A 16,565-nucleotide genomic window follows, 5' to 3' on the forward strand; every position below is an offset into this window, starting at 1 on the left:
GGTCGTCAGCACAAGTTCACCATCTTGGTAGATATGGTATTCGGTGACGCCGTTCACGCCTTGCCATTGCAGGCTCACTTTGCCGTCGCCATTGTCTGTATTCCACAACCCTTTCGGCATGGCGGGAGTCTCGTAAGTACCAAGCAGTTGGATCTCGCTCATCGTCAAGTAGCTAGCATCGCCATTGTTTTCCGTGATGTTCAGGCGATACTTGGAGAAGACGAGATCGTTTTGGAATGTGAAGTATTTCCTCGATACGGTCCACGGCGTGACATTTTGCTGAGTATCAAGGACCACCCAGTCTGTCCCGTTAAATCCTTCAAATGTCCACGATTTCGGCATCCGTGTCGGATACCCTGGGAGCGGCATCATCGTGTACTCGTGAATCCGTGTGGGAGTCTGATAGTCATACTCGATGATTCCCTTTCTCCCAGCAAGCGAGATGGAGTTGGCGTCGTTATGATCAAACAAAAGATATGCTGTGACGTTACTCGGATTCGTCGTCACCGCACCCAACGGCGACGTGTTCGAAGTCATGATCGGGTTCAGCCATTGCGTGTTGACATACGGCATGGCCAAGACTTCTTTTGAGAGCAATGATTCTCCTGAACCATTCTCTGCCGATACCCTGTAATGATAAACCTTACCGTTTTCCAACCCCATCAGCGTCGCCGTTGTGGAATTGCCCGGTACGATTTGTACAAGTTTGTCGTCTTGATACACATTGTAGGAAGTAACCCCGATGACCGAAGACCAAGTCAAAATCACTTTGCTATCTCCGTTACTCGTATTCGACAAGTTTAGTGGTGTAACCGGTTTGGCAAAGTAACCGTTCATATACACTTCATTCAGGTAGAGGTAATTTGGGTCCCCATTGTTCTCTGTGATGTTAAGTCGATACTTCCAGTAGGCCCGCATGTTGGAGATCTGGTATGTCTTGTTCGTGTTGCTCACCCAATCACTGACACCAGAATGGGCATCCAACACGTTCCAATCGCTACCGTCAAAGCCTTCAAACGTCCATTTCTTAGGTGTACGATTTAAGTAGTTTACCGGCTGAATCGTGTACTCTCGCACGACCGTCGGTGTTTTAAAGTCATATCCGATCGTTCCCGTGGGCAAAGTGTGGACATAAGTACCCCCGACCGAAGTACCGATGCTATCAAATAAGTGGAAGGCGTTGCCGCTGTTTGTAATCGGGTCCACCAGTACCGCCCCCTGTGGAGCCGTGTTCGAGGTCATCGTCGGGATCAAATCAACGATCGGCTGCTCAGGTGGATAGTCCGTGCTTGCTTGTACGTTGATGTCATCCACGTAAAACGTGCCAGAACCGTCCTCCGACGTGGAGCGCAACAGCGCCCAGACCTGTAGAAACGCTGCATGCTCAGGCGCTGTGGATTCATTCCTGAGCACAACGAATCCATTCGTGATAGTCGTTTGTTCCATTTCACCGGAATCGAAACCCAGGAATTCGTAGTTTGCGTCAAAGTAATCGACGTACAGTTGGACTTTAGCATCCGTCAGCTCTGCGACATTCAGTTTGGCGGTCACGGTGTACGCAACGTCCTGTTGCGCTGTGACCGTTTGGGTGACATGTGCAAATCCCCAATTCGGCAGACCTGAGGCAGAGACTTTCTGCGCCCGCGAACCGGAGAAAACCGGAGAATTCACCACCTGATAATCGGTCTGTACGTTCGGGCTGTACCCAACTCGCCACGTATCCGCTACGTTGTACATCCCATTGTAGGTCTCGAACCCAGGGTTGACGATGTACGCGTTCGACTTGCGCATAGCGAATTGGTCGACGGTAAACGTCCCTGCCCCTGCGTCACCTGTAGCGGTCAGATTCACCGTGACACGGCACTTCACCGCGTTTGTTTTGGCGACCTTGATAGTTTGCAGGCGCGCGTACCCGCTGGTCGTAGCCGTCTGGATCGTGACGTTGCTGTCCACGAGGTTGTCGGCCACATCAAAATAATCAAGTTTCATCTGCACCTGTGCATGGAAGAGGCTCTGGATATTGAAGTAGCCCGAGAGTTCATACTCAGAGCCAGGGTCGATTGAGAACGTCTGCTCGATAGCGGCCGTCTGGTCTTGGCTCAAACCGCTAAACGCAAACTGTTGGGCGCGGACCCCCTCGTGAACGGGCGTCGTTACGACTTTAAAGTTCCCGTTGGCGACAGGCGGTGGAACGGTCAACCAACTGTCCGCCACATCCCCCTGCTGCACATTCAACTCAAAGCCCGGATTGTTCAACAGCGCGGCTCCTGCGACTTGTGCTCCACCGAACCAGAGACCCGATGCCAAAGCAAGGCAACTCAAGATTCTTTTTGCTAAAATAGGAATCACTCCTCATCTCGATATTCATCACTTAGATTACAATATATAACAAACCAGAGCTAAATGAAATGTTGAAATTGAACTAAATGGCATTGAATCTCTCTTACTCTTGCAACGATAAAAAATAAAAGCACCCGCATCCGGGTGCTTTTGCCTTACTCGCTTATCAGTTGCCTTACTCACCAATCAGTTGAATGTCGTGCAGTCGCAGATATGCCGGGTCTCCCGCCGTGCCTGAGTTGTTGATTCGGTACTTGAGGAAGCTCTGCGTGTTGTCGAGCGTGAAGTAGCGACGCGTATTGCTCGGCAAGCTCGGGAGATCGCTCTGCCGGTCCAGCACGATCCAAGCGGTTCCATCAAAGCCTTCGAACGTCCACTTTTTCGGTGTTCGTTTCGCATCATTGCCCGGCACCCAAGTATATTCGCGCACCACCGTCGGTTTTTGGAAGTCAAAATTGATCGTCGCCGTCGCGCAGTTTCCACCCCACCCGCTGCTCACGAGCGGTTTCAACCCTCGCGCCACCATGTACGGCATCGCCAACACATCCTGCGATTTCAACGACTCGCCGGTACCATTGACGGCGCTTACTGTGTAATGGTAGACCTTGTTGTTGGTCAAATTCGTCAAGGTCGCCGTCGTGACGTTTCCAGACACCCGCTTGACCAATTTCTCATCTTGGTAGATGTTGTAGCCTGTCACGCCATTGGCTGGAGTCCACGACAGCGTGATCGTGCCATCGCCTTTTGCCGAATTCCACACGCCTTGTGGGGTGATCGGACGAGCGTAGTATCCATGCATGTTCACGTTGCGCAAATCGAGCACCTGCGTGTCCCCGTTGTTAGCGGTTACATTCAACCGGTACTGCCAGTACGCCTGCTTGTTGGCGATCGGGAACTTCTTGGCCGAGATGCCGTTCCATTCGGTCATCCCCGTCTTGGTGTCGAGCACCTGCCAATTGGCGCCGTCAAAACCTTCGAACGTCCACGAATTCGGTGTGTTAGACTGCGCAAAATTGAGGATCGGCGACAGCTCGTACTCCCGGACGACGGTCGGAGTTTGGAAGTCATATCCAAGCAACCAAGCGCTCTCGCCCACGGCTCCTGCCACCACAGGTAACTTGGTGGAACTGGTCATCGGGGTCAGATCGATGATCGGTTGCTCCAGCGGGAGGTCGGTGCTTCCCACAACGCTCACATCATCTACATAGATCGTGCCCGCGCCGTTGTCCGCCGTTGCGCGCAACAACGTCCACACCTGCAAAAACGCGGCGTTCTTCGGAGCCGTCGTTTTGTTTTGCACCAGTACATACCCGTTGGTGGTCGTCGTCCGATCCGTGTAGTCGGAGCCGAGGTGTTTGTAGTTCGCGTCATAGTAGTCGACGTAGAGTTGGGCTTTGGAACCATTAAGTTCTGCGATGTTGAATTTCCCGCCCACCGTATAGCTGACACCTTCTCGTGCGGTGACCACTTGCACGACATGTGAATAGCCCCAATAGGGCAACCCTGCAGCCGACACTTTTTGCGCCCGTACGCCAGATGCGACCGGGGAACTCACGACCTTCTGGGCCAGCGTGGCCCGCGGGCTGTACCCGAATCGCCAGCTATCCGCCACTTCGTACATGCCATGATATTCCTCGAATCCAGGATTGACCAACGCACCATTGGTCTTGCGCAGAGCGAATTGGTCAACGGTGAACGCGCCTGACGCATCATCTGCGGTTGCGAGCAGGATCACAGAGATGCGGCACTTCACCGCCTGCAAGTTGGCGACCTTGATCGTTTGCAGCCGGACATAGCCGTTCGTGAGCTGGCTCTGGTTCGTCACGTTGCTGTCGATCAGAGTGCCCGCCGCATCAAAATAATCGATCGCCAATTGAATCTGCGATCGCGTCAAGCTCTCCACATTGAAATACCCGGAGATCTCATACTCCGCTCCCGGATCAATGTCAAAAAACTGGTCGATGTGCGCCCGCTGAATTTGATTCATGTCGCGGAATTCAAATCGCTGCGCCTGCGACCCTTCCTGAACGGGCGAATTCACCACCCGATAGCTCCCTGTGGCTGTGGACGGCTGGTACGCCACCCACTTGTCCGCGACACCATTTCCCGTGGTGTACGACTCAAAGCCGGCATTCTCCAAAGTCAATGCTCCTGCAACTCCACTGCTGCTCCAGATCAAACTCGTTGCCAATACAAGGCAATTTACGATTCGATAGGTTCCTCGCACAACGATTCCTCACTCTCATTATTATAACATCTGCAAATATACAACAATTCTTTTCTTAAGTAAAGTTTTTATTTGCAAATAAAAATGAAAAGTTTGTCATCTGGTAGGAACCTGTGTCCAGCCTATTTCCTCGCAAGGCTCTATCGTTTATGATGAGAGGGGCACTTTTTCCGTAAAATAACTCACTAGGAGTGAACATAGCATGGCTGAGATGATCGAAGAGTTGACCGTAGAGAAAGCGGAACGTAAAAAGCTCGAACTTGAAGACAAGATCCTGCGCTACTTCCAGAACAAAGAGATCGAGAAGGAACGCAAGGAAGAGAACAAATTGCTGTTCGAAGAGATCGAAGCGTTTTTTGAAGGACTCGAAGACATCGAGGACGATCTGGTTCTGCCGCTTCCCAACGGGGAGTTCGCCGTGCTCGCCAAGAAAGCCTACGTGAAGGACGTGTTCGACAAGGACTCGCTCGCCAACGAACTGCTGATCGCCAAGGACGAGCTGAAAACGCCGTTCGACTACTCGATCCTCACCTCACAAGGCAAACTCACCCCGGACATGATCTCCAAGCACACCCAGACGGAGACGGTCGTCAAAGTCCGGCTCTCCAAGCGCAAAACCAAGCCCAAGAAAAAGAAAAGCGAATAGAAAAGCGCATAAAAAAAGTCCCTCGCCTGAGCGAGGGACTTTTTTCGATCTTAGTAGGTGAAGGTAGCGGAACCCGGGTAGTAGTAGGAAGTCATCCAAGACCAAGTTTTGCCAAGGTCTGCGTAGTAGTGGGTACCGTTCTGGGACATGATGTTCGTGCCCGGGATCGAAGAGTCGTAGGACCCTGCGCGGTATTGGGTTTCGAACATGACACCGCTTTTCAGGATGCCGATGCCCGACATGGTGTCAACAGCCGTCGTGCTCTTCGCGATGCGGGAGTTCGGCTTGTAGACTTGGGAGTTGACGGTGTTGTCAACATCGCAGGTGGAGTATTTCGGATGAAGGATATGATACCATGCATACATCTTGACTGCGATCGCGCCTGCATTCAGCGATTGTGCCGGCCAGGAAGCGATCCACTCGTTCGGGAGCACGTCGATGTTGTAGTTATACCACGGAACGACAGACACGGAACTGATCGGGTTCGCGGTGCTGTTGTTCGCACGGATCCCAACGCGGATCGAGGACGGCATGGTGTAGGCCGCAGCGGTCACGCCTTGCGGGTCAACAACCAACTTGGTTTCTTGCTGTGCTTCCGGTGTGCCGTTGGACGGACGTTCTTGCACGTCGAGGCGGACCGTACCGTCTTTTTGCTTCACTTCTTTTACAGCCGGAGATGCCATCGCGGAGGTAGCCACGAGGGACAGTGCTGCAGTCATCAACAACAGGGCAGATGCCTTTTTCATGTTATTCGCTCCCTTTTTCTGTTTCTTATATTTTTCTCCAGTCCATAGACTGGAAACTTGTACTTATTTGCGGGCCCCTTCAATCATCTGGGACGGATTCTGCGGGGGCGCGACCGATTGACCTGGTGTGTCCGGGGTGTCGGCCGACACTTCCTTGAGTTTCGGAACGTGCGAATATTCCACCACTTTATAAGGTGAGTCTTGCGTCTCGCGGGCGATGACACCCATGCGGTAGTTCTCGCCATCTTTGTCGTTGTCTTCCAGCAGGTGATTCAAGGTGTAATCAACTTCCACGTAGAAATAGTGCGCCTCGACATACTGGTCCGACTTCGGAGCCTGAGCGGTCATATCATAGATGCGCTTGACCTTGACCGACTTGAAGTTGCGCAGCGCGATGCGATCGTCCATCTGATACACACCCTGCATTTCGACGTTCATCATGTCCATCACTTTGTCGAGGTCTTGGCGATCTAGCGCGTCTAGGTAGTCCCAGAGCACGTTCTCCGCCAGCGACTTCGAATCTGCTTTGCTGAAATGGAACAGTGTCTTGGCCGGGGCCGAACTCGTGGTGCCCTGCGTGGTCGATTGCGCCACAACTGTAGCCGCACTGTCTGCACGCTCCCCGCAACCTGACACGCCGAGCAGTGCAACCAGACAAGGCACCGTCATCCACAAGCGCACACGTTTCATCTGTAACAGAACCCCTTCCTGCGAAAGTGATTATTTATCCAAAGGGACATTGTATTCATTCTCTATAGATAATATGGTACTACACTTATTAATACTTGTCTAATGTTTTTTATAGAATATAAAAAAATGACAGAGTTGCGTTGCGAACGCACTCTGTCATCGCCGGGTAGATGATTTACTTTTTGACACCGAGTTCGTGAATGGTGCGGTTGTAGCCGACCGCTTGCTTGTACAAGCTGAGGGCGCGAGGGTCATTGCGTTCGTAGCAGTGCTCCGCGAGCGTGACGCAGACTTCATACGCCGGGATGATTGCGCGGTTCTGGTCGTAGAGGTTGAGCGCCTGTTCATAGAGCGCGGTCTTGCGCTCAGGGTCGCCGAGCAACTCGTAGCTTTTCGCGTTCATGGTCAGGATGCGACCTTCGATCAGATAAGCGGGACCGGGCAGGCTGCTGGCGTGTACCAAGTCCAACGCCCGCTGGGCGAATTGCAGACTGTGCTCGTAGTTGCCCGCTTTTTGTGCCCACTCCGCGAGGTTCAACAGCGGCTGGTACAGCACAGCAGGATTGTCGAGCTGTTGGAACGCAGTCATCGAGCGCTGCAAGCACTGGTGGGCGGTGTCGAGCTCTCCCTGCTCCAAGTACCAGCAGCCCAGATTGTTCTCCAGCACCGCGATCTCGTGGATGAATTGGTAGTCCACCGCTTCCTGCAAGCTGGCTTCGAGGAGTCGCTTCGCTTCCTCCGACCGGCCGAGTTTGCTGGCATACGTGGCCTGCATCGCGAGGGAACGCAAGCGTTGGTGGCGCAAGTTCCGTGCGGTTGCGATCTGAGCGCAACGTTCTGCGTAACGATATCCGCTGTGCCAGTTCTGCAGATCGAACATGCAGGTGCTGAGGCGATCGAGCACCTGCGCATAGTGATCGTCCGCGATTGGCTGGAGATGTTGCAAAAGCGTATCCGCCTGTAAGTACTGGCGGAACGCTTCCACGAGGTCGCCGCTGCAAGCATAGATGCGCCCATACTCAATCAGCAGGTCTGCGCGGGTGATCGGGTCGAACTCACCGCCGTCCGTCAAGGTCTCGCGCAGTTTGAGCAGTGCGGCCTGGCAGTTGCGGTCGGTCGTGCTCAGCAGGTAACACTCGTAGAGCACCGCTTCGGCGTGCAGGTCTTGGTAACCGTTTGCTTGGGCGCGGGTGATGACGGAACGGATCAGCTCGTAGGCCTGTGCATAGTTGCGAGCGACGGTCGCTTTTTTGGTCAACTCGATCTGGTCGCGCAGCTCATCGTGGATCGCATCTGTGGTCATCAACTGCTCCACCGTGACACCGAGGCGTTCGGCCATGATTTTTAGGTGCTCCGCTTTGACCTGCGCTTTGCCATTCTCAATCTTGGAGAGCTGGCTGACACTGCAAACGCCCTCACAGAGCTCTTCTTGGCGCATGCCGTTTGCGAGGCGGTACTTTTTCAGGTTTTCACCGATGTAGGGACTGAGTTCATGCACGGGTATCATCGCTATTCTTCCTTTCGGTAACCACGAGCGCGAGCGCACATCTATTCGTCGAGCCTTGCCACTAGATGGTCATCGGCAAGCGAGTCTCTTCCAGCTTTTGTTGGTAGGAGACCGCTCGTCTGTACATCTGGAGCGCCTCCGACAGTTCTCCTCGCCCCTCCAACACTTCCGCGAGCCGGATCGCCGTCTCTTGCGCTTCGAAGTACACATGATGGCGTTCGTAGATCTCCAAGGCCTGCTTGAGGGATTGCACCTGTTCTTGCCAACGTCCGTCCACGCGCGCAATTTCCGCTTCCAACTGCGGGATGCGGGCGTTGTACATGTAGGAATCGATTCTCCCTTTGCAGAGTTCGCGCAACTTCTCGACGATCTGCTTGGCTTGGTCATACTGACCCTTTTGAATAAACCCACTGGCCAACTGGTAATACGGTTCTCGACGATACGTATCTATGAATGCATCGGTGACCAGATCATAATAGCGAATGCACAACTCTTGATAGCGTTGGGCATTGTCATAATCTTGGTCCCAATAGTACAGTGCTCCTAAGTTGTTTGCGTATTGACTGGCCTCAGCGATGTTGCCATTTTGCTCAGCTTCTTGCAAGGAACTCTCCAACAGCTCGTAGCGACGTTGCGGATCTTCCCGCAGTCGGTTCAACGACAACGCGATGATGTTGCTGAGGCGCCATCTGTAGATATGCCGTTGGGAAGCAATCGCCAGCGGCATCGCCTTCTCACAGTAGAAGAGGACCTCCCGATAGCGCCGCATGAAGTATTGGTTGGCCACGTAGCCTATGTAAATCCGCAAGGCTTGGGGATGATCTGTCGAGATTCCATCGATCAAGCCCTCCTGCCGTGCGTAACAGCGAAACGCTTCGTTCAGGTTGCCGCTGTAGTAGTGCGCGGTTCCCAATTCTCCCCATAGATCTAACGAAAGCCCCGGTTCCAACCCCATCCCCGATGTCAACATCTCTTGGGAGAGTCGGATCACTTGCGGCCACTCCCCCAGGTTGTCATAGAAATGAATCTGCTGGTACATCGCTTCTGCACACAGGTCCTCATACCCGAAGTTCCGCGCTTCCTCGATTACTTTCTCGATCAGGGTGATCGCCTGTCGTTCATGATTGGACTTGCTCGCTTGGATCGCAAACTTCATCTCTTGCTCGATCTGGTCACGTCGTGCTTCTGTGACTTGAAGCTGCTTGACTGACATCCCCAGCCGTTTGGCGATCGCCTGTACGTGTTCGTCCTTGGGCTGTACTTTGCCGTTCTCAATCTTCGAGAGCTGGCTGACACTGCAAATTCCCTCACACAGCTCCTCTTGCCGCATCCCTTTGGCAAGTCGGAATGATCTGATGTTGCATCCAAGAGTGTTACTCATACGTATTAACCACTCCCCCCTACCAACTATCCATCTATCTATTATACTGACTCTGCCGTACTTTTTGAGACTCCTACGAAAAAAAGCACCGCGTATGGCGGTGCTTTTTCTCTACAGCAAGAGACTTTTCTGTTCCGTCTCCACTTCCTGATCAAAATCGATCTCATAAAATCCGGCTTCCATCACGCTCTCCGGTCGACGTTCGCTCGATTGGATCACGGAGCGACCCATCGCGGCGACCAGTTTCAGCGAGTACACGACTTCGAACAGGTCGTAGATCGATTGCTTGTTGTGGTCAGACAGGCAGATCATCTGCACGCGGTTGACGCGAGCGAGTTGGAAGATCACCTGCAACAGATGCGGTGACGAGACGACGCCAAACGGGTTGTCGGCCAGCAACACTTTGGATGCGTTGTCGAGGCCGGACATCTTCGCCCGCAAGTAGGAGAGCACGGCGATGAACATCGCGAAGCATCCGGTGTACTGCTCACCACCCGACCACTTCATGATCTCCGACCAATGGTCATAGCGCACTTTCTCCCCTGGCACCTGCTGCGGCTTGAAGACTTTGATGCGCGCCTCCGAGATCGGGGCGACGACGTTCAGCAGGTGTTTGGAGGAGAGTTTGACGGTCAACCACTTCTCGACGTCATCCTCATCCTCGCCTTTGCTGACTTTTTGCTGCAGTTCCTCGGTCAGCGCGTGCAGGTACTGCGACATCAGTTTCAAGCCGACGGGAGATTCCCACTTGTCTTTGAGTTGGATGTCGATCGCTTGGACTTTTTTGCCACGGTAGTCGATCTTGGTATACTGGGCGATCTGTTTGAGGTTGTCGTACACGCGCTCGGCGTGTTGGAGGCAGCGGTGAACGAGTTCTTCCTTCGCCTCTTCGAGCTCTTGGCGTTCGAGGTTGGCCTTCTCGACGTACAGCCGCATCATCTCGAAGCACTTTTCAAACACCGGGCGCACTTGTTCGATATCGGACATGTCGCCCTCGGCTTTGGAGTCGATGACAGAGCGGATGAATTTCTGAACGATCTTGGACTCGTACTTGTCGATCGAGCGCTCGAAGCGGAAGAACTCATCCTCCATCTCGCGGCGGCGCTCCTCCGTCTGTTTCGCCGTGCGTTGCAGGGATTTGTCGAGTTCGGTGACGATCGCGGTCGGATCGACTTCGAGCTTCTGCGCACGGTCCTCGGGGAGGTCGCGGGCTTGCGTCTCAATGGAGTATGCGGAGAGCAACGTGTCCGCTTTTTGTAAAAGCGTTTTCGCCTCTTCGCGGCTTTTTTGAATCTCGTCCAGCGCTTGTTCGTTGGACTTGCGCTGGTTCCAGAGGTCGGAGAGCAGTTGTTTGAGGGCGTCGCGTTCGGCTCCTAGATCGACGGAGTCGCCGTAGGCGAACGGGGCGCGGTCGAAGTCTTTTTTGACTTTTTTCTCCTCGGTTTCGATCTTGCCTTCGATTTTTTTCTGGTCGGCTTGCAGGTCAGTGCGTTCAGTGTTGACCTGTTTTTGCTCGGTGCGGGATTCCTTGAGCTTGACTTCCCAGAATTTGAGTTCCGACGCCGGGGGCGCGGAGTTGTGCGAGGCGAGGTCTTCGGCACTGATGTTCTGTTCGTCGATGTACGCTTGGTTGTCGCGAACCGACTCTTCGTGATTCTGGATCAGACGCACCAGTTCGTCGCGCCCGACCGATTTCTGGGCGAGCAGACCTTCGAGAGAGTCCAGCTTGCCGGAGACAGTGTCATAGGTCAGACCTTCCTCTGGCGGCAGGGCGGTGATCTCTGCGGAACCAAGGTATTGCTCGCGTTCCTTTTTCAAAAGCGCCTCTTCCGATTCGAGCGCGTAGATCGCCGGGATGATCCGGGTCTCTTGGTCGCGGGCTTCGTGGCGGATGCGGGCTTGGTCTTTGAGTTGCGCTTGGAGCGTTTCGGCCTGCTCCTCACCGGCTTTGCGGGCTGCTTCCTTGTCGGCGCGCTCGGACGCCAGCGTGGCGAGCGGGTCGAGGACGCGCAGTTGGTCGCGGAGGGTGATCAGTTGTTCCTGGGTCTCCTTGACCGCTTTCTTGGCATCGGAGATCTCAGTGCGCAAGTCGGTGATGCGCGTGGTGAGGGTGGTGATGGTTTCGTTTTTCTCCGCCACTTTGAGCTGCAGGGCGTCGCGCTTGGTCTGCCAGTCGATCATCGGGTTCTTTTTGTAGGCGTCAAAAAAGCGTCCGAGTTCGTCCGCTACTTGCTCGATGTGGCGGCGGGATTTCTCCACGACGTCCATCGTCTCCACGAGGGTTGCCATCTCTGCATCCAGCGCGGCGCGGCGGCGATCCAACGCTTCCTGCGAGAGGAACGGAGAGTAGCCGCCGTGCAGGGAGAGATAGGCGGTGTCGGTGCCAAGGGATACGAGGGCCCCTGTGCCTGCGGCACGTTCCCCTCGGGAGATAGAGCCTGAACCTGCTGAGCTTGAACCTGCGGAGTCGCTGGTCAAACTGTCGCTAGCTGTGGAGCCTTCATCTACGAGTCCGGGAATCGTCAGCAGCGGGATCAGGCTTTCGAGATACAGACCTTCCCAGTCCAGACGCGGGTCGCGGAGTTTGCGCATGTCGGGATCGGCGAGCAGGAGTGCGTAAGGCAGCATCGGGTTGGTGCGGACCTGCTGTTCGCGCAGGGATGGCTCCTGCCCTTGCAACCACTGAGAGCCGAGCATCGCATCAATGCCCCAGTCGGAGAGCACGCTTTGGAAGCGGAGCAACTCTTGCGACGGAACGTAATAGTCCGCGTTGCTCAGCAGCGCTTTTTTCTCCTCCTGCGCGCCTTTCTTGGCCGCGAGTTTGTTGTATTCGGCAGCGTAGGCTTCTCGCTTCTCCGTCAACTTCAATTCCAGATCTGCTCGCGAGCCATGCAGATCGCTGCGGGCGAGGTCGACCAGTTCCAGACGGTCGGCGACTTTGGCGCGCTGCGTTTCATACTGCTCGATCTTGCCTTCGAGCTTATCCTGATCCCGCATCGCTTTGCGCAACTCGTCGCGTTGTGTCTCGATCTCTTTTTGCACCGACTCGATCTCCGCGTCCCACGCCTCGACTTGTGTCTCGGTCTCACGGACTTTTTTGTTGCTTTCGAGTTCCTGCCAGCGCAGGTTGTCGCGTTCCGCCGTCGGCTCCGCTGCGATCTCCTCGCCGAGCAAGTCGCGCACGGCTGCTTGTTGCTTGTCAAATTGCTTGAACCAGTTCTCCAACTCCCCGCCCGACTTGCTCAGCTCGTTGAGGGCGGCCGCCACACGGTCGTGCTCCTGCTCTGCGGTGGCTTCGGCTTGCTTCCACGTCTCGCGCTCTCCTTGCTTTTTCACGAGGTCGGCTTGCAGCGTCGACTTTTTCTCCTCCCACAAGGTCAGGAACTGCCCGCGATAGGTCGCCACTTCTGTCAACAGGTCCTCATTTTGCATGTCGAGACCCGCCAACGTCTCGCGGTCGCGAGCGAGGCGTTTTTCCAACTCCTTGATCTGCAAGTACTTCGGGATCGCCCGGTAGAGGCGGACGTTTTTCTCCGCGATCGTCTCTTGCTCCGCCAGCTCTTCCAGCCGCACGGCGAGGTCTGCCAATTTGCGCTCAGCGGCGCGGTACTCCGCTTGCAGGGCGTTCACATCCAGCGAGGCTTGCTTGAACTCCTCGTCGCGGATCTGCTCCTTCAGCGCCGTCACCACTTCGGTCAGGGCCGCCGCTTCCTCCTCGCGCTCGCCTACCAGTTCCTCGAGACGGCCTTTGACGAACACCAGATGCCCTTCTAAGTTCGCTCGCAACTTCAGCGCCTCCGAGTAGGCGCTGACTTTTTCCACGACAGAACGACCCGCCGCTTCGATCTCCTGAAACTCCTCCAGATTCTTCTCAATCTGCGGGATGCGCAGGAGCTTGTCCTTGTATTTCAAAAACGAGTTCGCCAAGTCTTGCGCCTCGTTATCGTCTTGGAAAAGCGCTTGGTCCACGGTCGGGATCAACAAGTTCTCCAGCAACGACTGCTCCGTTTTCGAGCGGGCAAAAAACCCGTCCATGCCACCCTCAGAGCCGTTGGTCGTGCGGATCGACAGCCATTCCTTCTCATAGATGTGATACTGCCCGAGATGCTGGATGTACTTGCGACGGTCGTGTTGGGAGAACGTCGTCACGCCCGCTTCCTTGCGCAGGAGGTTGTAGTAGTCTTGGTAGCCGATGACGCGTCCGTCCGTGACGAGCGGCATCTTGGCAATCGAGAGCTCGTCCCCGATGCGGTACGGGTGCGTGTAGGTGAAATACTTCAGCTCGCCTTCCTCATCGCTCGCCTTCGTGAAGCAGAACCCAGTCATCAAAAACTCGCGCTCCCCCAGCGTGTCGAGCTTCCATTCGACGAGGATGTGCCCGGTGTAGCGCTCATGTGCGAGCAGGTCGACCATGCGGCGCGAACCCATCATACCGCCAGGCAACTGCGTCTGCATGACCAGTTGCAGCCAGAGCGTTTTCCCACCGCCGTTGGCGAGGTTGATCAGCGTGTTTTTGCCATGCAATTTAAAAAGTTCGTCGGCGTATTGCTTGCCGCCCTTGTCGTATTGGATGTTGACCAGTCGGATTCGGTTGATGCTAGGCATAAAAGATCTCCTTTTGCTGGATCAGAGCGAGCAATTCGTCCTTGCGCTTTTGGTGGGCATAGTACTTGCGCACCATGTGGTCGAGCTTGTCGGTCGGGTGGATTTCCGAATCCACCGCGACTTTCGCCAAGCCCTCCTCCTCAAGGAATGACCAGACTTTTAGCAAGTAGCTGACCCGAGATTTGTGTCCCATCCGCTGGTTGGTCAGCGTCTCGTCATAGGCAGGCATCGACTGCCAGTACTCCGCGACTTGGGCAAAATTGAACTCGTACTCCGCCGAGAGGTACTGCCCGTAATCACCCGTGCCCAACATCTGCAATTTCTCGGTCACATACTGCTCCAATTCCTCGATCGGCACGTATTGGCGGACTTTCGTGTTCAGATCGTCGGAGTTATAAAACATCGCCAAGGTCGCGAGGATGATGAAATAAGCGAGATACAGCTTCAAGCCCATCGAGACGCTGTCTTGGCGCAGGCCCATTTTCACCCGCAACTCATCATTGGAATAGCCGAATACCTTGTTGTCAAGCGACGGCGTGACATAGAGCTTGTCCCCGACGTGCAGGATCTTGATGCCCGCTTGCTTTTCGATCATCTGGGCGACGATCTCTTGGGCGACCGGGTCTTCTTTGTATGCAAAAACCAGATCGCGGTCCTTCTCGTCCGTCTCGCCTTTTTCCAAGAGCAAGATAAAAAGCTTGATCGCGCGTTCGACGCTTTCCTTGCTATACATACAGACCCTCCTTGTAGAAGCGGAAGTTTGAAACGGTCCAGGCTTCCTCCTGAGCGAGACTTAGACTGCGGTCTCCCTCCTGTTCAACCTCGACCATCACCGTGCCGAGCACCTCGTACTCCGGTTGCTCCCCTATCAACTGGACGAGCAGATAGGGCAAATTGGTCTCATCGGAGTCGAGAATTTTCGCCTTGGTCTCCGCATCGAGCCGGAAATTCATCGGGCTCATCTGGTGCAACTGCACGAGAAACGGGTAAAAGTCGCGGGCATTGACCACGTCATAGAGCTGCTCCGGTTCCAGCGTGTTGAGAATGTCGTGCAAGTTTAGCGATTGCTCGTGGAGCAACGGTTCAAAGATCATGCGCAGGTAGTCCTTGTAGCGTGCGTCGCGGATGTTTTTGAGCTTGAGCTTCGGGTCGTCCGGCGAGAGTTGCCATTGCTCGATCGGCACGTCTGGCGCGTCGGTCGTTTTTTCCTCCACGACCTTCTGCACCGGTTGCGACGCGAACGCTTTGTGTACATTGAAGCGCTTGCGAATGTTCAGGCTCATCAACGGTTCAATCAAGCGGCGGACGTTCTCCAACTTCGTGCCGGACGTGACGATCGGGTCGAGGAATTCGCGCTCGAAATTCACTTTGGAGCGAAACCCAGACACGATGCCCTCCTCCAGCGCTTCCAGCACCAACTCCTGCAGGTCGAGCTTGTCGACGAGCAGTTTGTTGTGCAGGTTGATGACTTGGTTCAGGCGTTGCGAAACTTCGACGAGGCGGTTGAGCGCCATCTCCTCTTGCCCGCCGCTCGTCTTGGTCTCATAGTTGTCGCGGGTGTCGCGGATCAGATTGTTCAACTCTTCGAACATCTGGCGCTCCTTGTCAAACTGCTCGCGAATCATCGACAGCATCGCTTCGTAGGTCGGCAAGCTGAATTGAGAAACGTCGCGCTTGATCGACATCTTCATCCGTTCAAGTTCCTCGCGCAGTTGTCGCACGTCTAGCCCCAGCGAATCGACCGTGCGCAGGGCATCGTCGAACACACCCTTTTCAATCTGTTGACGCAACAACATCTGCGAGATTGAGATGCGCAGTTCCTTGTACATCTCTCGCGTTTTAAAAAGCAGATCGAGCCCCACATCGGACAGCTTGAAGCGAATCTGCGCGCTGGCGACGTGATAGGTCCCGTTTTCAATTAAATGAAAGGCGTGCTTGTCATCCACACTGCTCTCCAAGTTGCGGAACTGGAATTCAAATGCCCGCCCGTCGTTGCGCAGTTGCGCCAACAGATAGGTCGCCAATTCGCGACTCTCCTCCTCGCTCAACAACTGCCCATAGGCATCCTGAATCGCGATACGCAAAAAGCGCGCCACGTCCGCGTGGTCGCACTCGACACGTCCGATCAGCATGTGTTCGAGGATTAGCAGCAGGACGCCAAGTCCCAGTGCCAGCAGATCGAACTCTTGGTATTTGCGCAGTTCGCGCAGTCGGAACAACGGCCAGAATCCGGCCATGTTTTTCATCCGGTCTCGAAACCCGGTCAATGCGTCGCGCATGTTCAAAAAACCCCCATTCACGCACAACTCTCGATGCTACGATTCTACTCTTTTTCGTGGGAAAAAGTCAGTAGTAAGTTATAACAAGTAAAAAAGACTACGTCGAATATTAAATATTGCTGATAATTTGACGATGCAGTATAA

At 54.6% G+C, this 16,565-nt stretch carries 10 protein-coding genes; 1 reads left to right on the plus strand and 9 read right to left on the minus strand.

What is annotated here, in order from left to right; all coding sequences use genetic code 11:
- Positions 1–2,307: fibronectin type III domain-containing protein (locus C7459_RS09770; RefSeq protein WP_170119393.1), on the minus strand; the 2,307-nt coding region annotated here is incomplete at its 3' end.
- A 208-nt stretch (positions 2,308–2,515) separates the two neighbouring features.
- Positions 2,516–4,480, minus strand: a complete 1,965-nt coding sequence (locus tag C7459_RS09775; protein WP_109688724.1) for a fibronectin type III domain-containing protein — start codon at positions 4,478–4,480, stop codon at positions 2,516–2,518.
- A gap of 289 nt (positions 4,481–4,769) precedes the next feature.
- On the opposite strand from C7459_RS09775, the gene C7459_RS09780 reads away from it, so the two are divergent.
- Entirely contained in the window at positions 4,770–5,213 is a 444-nt protein-coding gene (locus C7459_RS09780; protein WP_109688725.1) for a hypothetical protein, read from the plus strand.
- 50 nt (positions 5,214–5,263) lie between these two features.
- Here C7459_RS09780 and C7459_RS09785 read toward each other — a convergent pair whose 3' ends face one another.
- From C7459_RS09785 to C7459_RS09815, 7 genes are all read right to left on the minus strand, one after another.
- The gene (locus tag C7459_RS09785; RefSeq protein WP_109688727.1) at positions 5,264–5,959 is read right to left on the minus strand and encodes a SpoIID/LytB domain-containing protein; all 696 of its coding nucleotides are present in this window, start codon (positions 5,957–5,959) and stop codon (positions 5,264–5,266) included.
- A gap of 63 nt (positions 5,960–6,022) precedes the next feature.
- Positions 6,023–6,649 carry a hypothetical protein gene (locus C7459_RS09790; protein WP_109688729.1) on the minus strand — a complete coding sequence of 209 codons (627 nt, stop codon included), beginning with the start codon at positions 6,647–6,649 and terminating at the stop codon, positions 6,023–6,025.
- A 175-nt stretch (positions 6,650–6,824) separates the two neighbouring features.
- The gene (locus tag C7459_RS09795; RefSeq protein ID WP_109688731.1) at positions 6,825–8,156 is read right to left on the minus strand and encodes a helix-turn-helix domain-containing protein; all 1,332 of its coding nucleotides are present in this window, start codon (positions 8,154–8,156) and stop codon (positions 6,825–6,827) included.
- 61 nt (positions 8,157–8,217) lie between these two features.
- Positions 8,218–9,537: a helix-turn-helix domain-containing protein gene (locus C7459_RS09800; protein ID WP_109688733.1), complete on the minus strand. Its 1,320-nt coding sequence runs from the start codon at positions 9,535–9,537 to the stop codon at positions 8,218–8,220.
- A 111-nt stretch (positions 9,538–9,648) separates the two neighbouring features.
- Positions 9,649–14,142 carry a coiled-coil domain-containing protein gene (locus C7459_RS09805; protein WP_109688735.1) on the minus strand — a complete coding sequence of 1,498 codons (4,494 nt, stop codon included), beginning with the start codon at positions 14,140–14,142 and terminating at the stop codon, positions 9,649–9,651.
- Entirely contained in the window at positions 14,135–14,875 is a 741-nt protein-coding gene (locus C7459_RS09810; RefSeq protein WP_109688737.1) for a DUF6063 family protein, read from the minus strand. The genes C7459_RS09805 and C7459_RS09810 overlap by 8 nt, the downstream gene beginning before the upstream one ends.
- The gene (locus tag C7459_RS09815; protein WP_109688740.1) at positions 14,868–16,421 is read right to left on the minus strand and encodes a hypothetical protein; all 1,554 of its coding nucleotides are present in this window, start codon (positions 16,419–16,421) and stop codon (positions 14,868–14,870) included. Before C7459_RS09815 ends, C7459_RS09810 begins: the two co-directional genes overlap by 8 nt.
- Positions 16,422–16,565 lie beyond the last annotated feature (144 nt).

The sequence above is a fragment of the Tumebacillus permanentifrigoris genome, from assembly GCF_003148565.1.
GTDB lineage: Bacteria > Bacillota > Bacilli > Tumebacillales > Tumebacillaceae > Tumebacillus > Tumebacillus permanentifrigoris.